2 protein-coding genes are annotated in these 3,365 nt (G+C 48.1%); both read right to left on the bottom strand.

Annotation, left to right across the window (positions count from 1 at the left end):
- Nucleotides 1-191: 191 nt before the first annotated feature.
- The gene (locus tag NEPTK9_RS09250) at nt 192-1,766 is read right to left on the bottom strand and encodes a peptide ABC transporter substrate-binding protein (protein WP_194848545.1); all 1,575 of its coding nucleotides are present in this window, start codon (nt 1,764-1,766) and stop codon (nt 192-194) included.
- Nucleotides 1,767-1,800: 34 nt separating this feature from the next.
- Entirely contained in the window at nt 1,801-2,949 is a 1,149-nt protein-coding gene (locus NEPTK9_RS09245) for a hypothetical protein (protein WP_194848544.1), read from the bottom strand.
- Nucleotides 2,950-3,365 lie beyond the last annotated feature (416 nt).

Raw genomic sequence — 3,365 nt, 5'->3', positions numbered from 1 at the left:
GCTGAGTCTGTTGTCTCAGCAAGGGCACCTGTCAACGTGCCTATGGTAGCAGCAACTGCGCTAGCTACAAGCTCCTTCCTTTAGGGAGGAGTAGTTGACTCGGCTAGGCTTCTGATTTTATTCCCCCTTATTTTGTGGTATGACCACAAAGCTTTCAATAGTAAAATTTTATTTTTAAGCCTGTTTCGAGCTCAATACCCTAAGTAGGAATGGTGAAATAAAACGATTCCTGTTGGGGTGATCGCGAGGTTCTTCAGGCGAGGGTTTTTGACGTAGGTCATGTGGTAGTGGTAGAGGGGAATCAGCGGCATTTCTTCCATAAGAAGGGCCTCAGCCTCTTGAAGGAGTTCTAAACGCTCAGCCCCCTCCTTATCATAGGAGTTGGTGATCATTTCGGTATAATGGGAGTTCTCCCAACCACTATAGTTGCGGAAAGAATCTTTGGTTTTGAACCGTTCCAGGAAGCTCATCGGATCGTAGTACTGTCCCACCCAGGACATCTGGGCGATCTGAAAGTCTTTTGACTTCAGCTTTGCCATGTGAGACTTGAGATCGTGGGCTTGGAGCTTCACTTCGATCCCCAGAACTTTTTTCCAGTAACTTTGAAGTGCGGCCGCGAGGTTTTTCTGGATCTTAGACGAGAAGTAGTAGTAGGTCACCTTGGGGAACTCTTTTTTAGTGATCCCAAGCTCTTCAAGTCCCTGTTTAAGATGCTCTTTTGCAAGCACCTTTTTGTAGTCTTCGAAGAAGGTGGTAGCGACATCTTTTAACGTGTGGGGAACGGGGCCTGAGGCGATATCATCTCCCATTTGGGAGATGTTTTCGATGATCGTTTTCCGGTGGATGGCGTAGGCAAAGGCTTTTCGGATGTGGGCATTATTGAAGGGATACCGGTTCACATTGAAGGTCGAAAAAGCGGTTCCTGTCGATGGCTGTTCAGAGAAGAGACCATTTTTCTTTAGGGAGGGGACGGCGTCGAGGGGAAGGGGGGAAGCGAGTCCCCCAAAAAAGTCAACGTCTCCCTGTTCGAAGAGGCGAAGGACGGTCTCTTCATCCCCAATAATGAGAACCCGCACCCTGTCGAGCTTCACCCGGTTGGCATTCCAGTAATAAGGGTTGCGGATGAGGGTAATCTCATCATCATTTTTCCATCCCGAGAGCATGAAAGGACCGTTGGTGAGGAGTTCTCCCCCATTGTCGGGGTGGGGCACCTCATCGCCATGGTAGGGGACAGGAAAGTAGGAGGCAAAAGAGACCAGCTGTAAAAAGTAGGGAACAGGATGCTCCAGTTCAACAAGGAGGGTTTCTTCATCGATCGCTTTGACTCCCACCTCATCGGTCGAGCATTCTCCTTTTTTTGCCCGGGCTCCATTTTTTAGGGGGTAAAGGAGGTGGGCCGAGCGAGAGGGAAATGAAGGGTCGAGCACTCTTTTCCATGCTTGCTCAAAGTGATAGGCGGTCAGCGGAGAGCCGTCTGACCACATCGCCTCTTTAAGGGTGAAGATGTAGCTTTTTTTATCTTTGGAGATTTTGATCTCCTTGGCCAAGGCAGGGGTTACCTTTCCATCAGCCTCTACGCGGGTGAGCCCCTCATAGAGCATGAAGGAGAGCTGCACCGTTGCGGGGTCGGTACCTTTCCGCGGATCTGCCGTAAAGGGGGTGTAGCTAAAGCTGATTCCCACTTCTTGGCTTCCCCGCTCCTCTTGCTTTTGGCAAGAGAAGAGGGCGCAAAGGAGGAAAAAAATAGGGAAAAGCTGCTTCATCATAGCTTATCACTATAATGGAAACTCTAGAAAAAGTCTACCTTAGCAATTCGTAGTCAGCTGTTTCTTCTTTGATAAATTTAATAGCAAAGAGTAAAGGAAGCAAGCCAACTGCGGTAAAGCCTGCGCTTTGCTTAAAGCTGACCCGGTGTGAGAGGCTCTTGGAGGGAAGTAATGGTGAGACGAGGATGCCTGCCACAAGGGCTGTGATCGCTCCTACAACAAGTCCCGTATCGTTACTTTTTAAATCGCCCAACGTTTTTCCAGCGAGGTAGCTCCCAGCCATGCTGAGACCCACGGGAACCATCGGATAGAGGCTGGGGTTTTCCTTAGCAAGTTTAAGGACCGCCTTTCCAGCGCTAAAAATAATAAGGCTTCCGACGAAAACTATAACCTGCGCAGCGATTGATAGTCCTCCCTCATACCATCCCCAGTCATAACTTGAGAGTTGAATGCTGGCTAGGAAGTTAGCATCATCCTTATTTTCAGTGTTATAGATCCAGCACCTGGTTGCAGCAATTGAAAAAAGGGAGGAAGCTATAAAACCGATTAGCTGGGAAAGACTAACTTTATGGGAGAAAAAGTAGCGAGAAAGTGGGCGGGTAAAAAGAGCAGCGACAAGTATGGGTAAAAGGGTGATGGGAAGATGCTTTAGGAAGATTTTACATTTATGTTCAGAGAGTCTCGGATCGGCCCATTTTAGCATTTTCTTATTTAGAGGGGTCATTGCTGTATAGGTCAGTCCTGAAAGAAGGGCAGCTACAGCAAAATTCCCAAAAAGAGGCTTTGTGGTGATTTGCTTCCAAGTGCCATAAACGGCAAGGCCTGCCATTAGGCTATAAGCGAGGAACCGTTTCTTATAGGAATCATTTATTAAGATCTTTTTGCCTTTATGAGAATCTAATTTATCCCATTGGCCGTAAGTGTTACTATTAGGTGTTAAGTAATAGAGCCCGCCACTGAGCCCACCCCAAGCTAATGCTTGAAGTTTTCCCATCCATTGATCAGAAAAATGTTTGTTAAAGGCAGGGGCAAGGATAATGGTAGATAGGGCAATAATGACTGCATGGGCAATTCTATGTGTGTTTGAGAAGGAGGATTCCTTGGTGTAGTTTTTCTCTTCGCTCTTTATATCGATACGAGGAAGAAGTCCGGCTACCACCGTAGCAGAAGCTGCGGCTGCCAAAGCGGGGTTTTCTTTTGAGGGGAGGTAATCTTTAGCGAAGTTCCAAACCTGACACCCTTTTTCAGTAAGGGTTGGGGCATACTCTGAGAAGAGGGAGAACGTGTCGGTGCATAGAGGGGTGACATGTCTGGCGCCGATATCGTAGAACTTTTGGAGGTGGCCCAGCGTTTTTTCAGTGGCGAGGGTGGGACGCCAGATCCAGCCCGGAGCTTGTTTGAGGATAGGCCATCCATTACTTGCTCCCCACTTGGTGAAGCTCCAGCCATAACGGCCAGCGACTGCAAGGCCAACAAGGCCGAGTCCAATTATGCCTGCTTCAGGACACCTGCAAAGTCTAAGTCATATCCCTGCCAACCTGGTAAGTGTACGGAGAGGATTAACTAAGTAACCTATTGCCTGCATAGGCAAGCTTTTCT

This window comes from Candidatus Neptunochlamydia vexilliferae, assembly GCF_015356785.1.
Lineage (GTDB): Bacteria > Chlamydiota > Chlamydiia > Chlamydiales > Simkaniaceae > Neptunichlamydia > Neptunichlamydia vexilliferae.
This window is presented reverse-complemented; position numbering and strand designations above follow the sequence as displayed.